Here is a 1732-nt window from a genome sequence, read left to right as displayed (position 1 = left end):
CCGACCCGACAGCCGCGCCAGTACTAGCGCCCAGCCCGCCAGCAGAGTCACGAACAGCGTCGTCCCATGACGCTGGCTCAGTTCCTTGAGCTGTGCACTCAGCCGCTCGTGCAACACGAACTCGACGTAACTGCCACTGTAGTCCCACTGCGCCGGCCGCGGCCGGTCGGTCGGCAGCTCCAGCACCGCTGGCGTGCCGTCCAGCATTCGGAGCCAGTATTCCGACTGCCGTTGCAAGAGTTGCCCTGCCAGCCGACCTCGCTGCCAAATCGCGTAGTCCGCATACTGCACCGGCAATGGCCTCAGCCGATCCTCGCGGCCTTCCCGGGCTGCGGCGTAGAGCTCGCTAAGCTCGCCGATCAGAATCTGCCGCGACCGGCCGTCCGAGACCATGCGGTGCATGATGATCAGCAGCATATGATCGTCCTCCGCCAAGCGCGCCAGTCGTGTGCGGATCAGCGGCCCGGCTTCCAGGTCGAACACCGCCTGCCCTTCAAAAGGCATCAGCTCCGCGAGGGCCGCCTCGACATCCGCTGCCGCCGTCAGATCGTCTCGTTTCAGCGGCAGGCCGATATCCGCCGGTCCAATCCTTTGGAACGGCTCACCGTCCTCCACCCCGAAGGTGGTGCGCAGCACCTCATGACGCGCCACCAACCCGTCCAAGGCCGACTGGAGGGCTGCCTCGTCCAATTCGCCGCGAAGCCGAAGCCCCACATAGATGAGATCGGCCTTGCTGCCGCCCTGCCGCTGGGACAGGAACCAAAGCCGCTGCTGGGGAAGCGACAGTGGCACCCGTGACGGACGCGGCAAAGCTTCAATTGGCGGGACCGCAACTAGTGCTGCATCTGTCGCATTGATTTGGATTGTTCGAGTAAGTTTCATGTACACCTCCTCGGTCGGAGCATGCGACACCGCTATGGCGCAACGGTCCTGCACCGTGTCCAAGCAATCGGCGTGCCACCGAGGAGATTGTGCGAGCAGAGGGCAATCCACGTACTTAAAGCCGCAACGGCGGAATGCTGCGCCTCGTTGTGTCCGGTTCCGGACAGCAACGTCTTCAACCGGACACGGTGTCAATTTCAGCAATTCATTGCCAAATTGCCTCCCACAAAATCAACGAGTTGCAATGATACTGGTGACACTGGTTGAAAAAATCAGCCACTAATCCCTGGCCACAACGGTCGATTGACCAGGATATCACTGCCGCTACGGCAATCACGCGGCCGCTCCGGCTAGGGATCAAAGGTGCGTATTGAGGTCACCTTCGCCATCGACCAGGGCGGCTGCTTCGAGACCTCGCACGCGACCACCCATGCCGAGCCAACCTACGAGGTCGACGGCGTCATCCACTATTGCATCGCCAAAATGCCAGGTGCCGTGCCGGTCACCTCCCCTTTTCCGTCAATGTCCGCGGCGAAGCTCTTCGGCGCGAAACGCTGGTCGACGAATGAAGCTGAACGCGTCCGAACCTGGACATTGCCAGCTGAAATCCCCAGTCCGTCCACCGTGAGCATCAGCTTTGGCGTCTCTGGTGGTCGGTGCAATCGTTCCCGGTCTCGACCATATCGTTACTGAGGTACAGGAGAGCCTGCCCCCACAGGCCGAGTCCGTTTCTGCCGCTTTACAATGCGGCCTGCTCTGCAAAAAGCAGAGGCCGCGTGCGGCCACCCATCCTTGCCTGCGACGATTACCATCACGCAAGTCGGCCGAGCCTTTCGGCCACTCTCTTCAC

At 61.7% G+C, this 1732-nt stretch carries 1 protein-coding gene and 1 pseudogene; one reads left to right on the top strand and one right to left on the bottom strand.

The window, feature by feature from the left end:
• Positions 1-882 (bottom strand): condensation domain-containing protein (locus EN749_RS35175; protein ID WP_245491576.1); only part of this gene is annotated, 882 nt, incomplete at its 3' end.
• A 384-nt stretch (positions 883-1266) separates the two neighbouring features.
• On the opposite strand from EN749_RS35175, the pseudogene EN749_RS35170 reads away from it, so the two are divergent.
• Positions 1267-1392 (top strand): annotated as a pseudogene (locus EN749_RS35170) (alanine dehydrogenase); the annotation flags it as partial.
• Between the last annotated feature and the right edge of the window lie 340 nt (positions 1393-1732).

It is taken from the genome of Mesorhizobium sp. M7A.F.Ca.ET.027.02.1.1, assembly GCF_004022985.1.
GTDB lineage: Bacteria > Pseudomonadota > Alphaproteobacteria > Rhizobiales > Rhizobiaceae > Mesorhizobium.
Note: the sequence above shows the minus strand (reverse complement) of the source record. Positions and strands in the feature narration are given on the sequence as shown.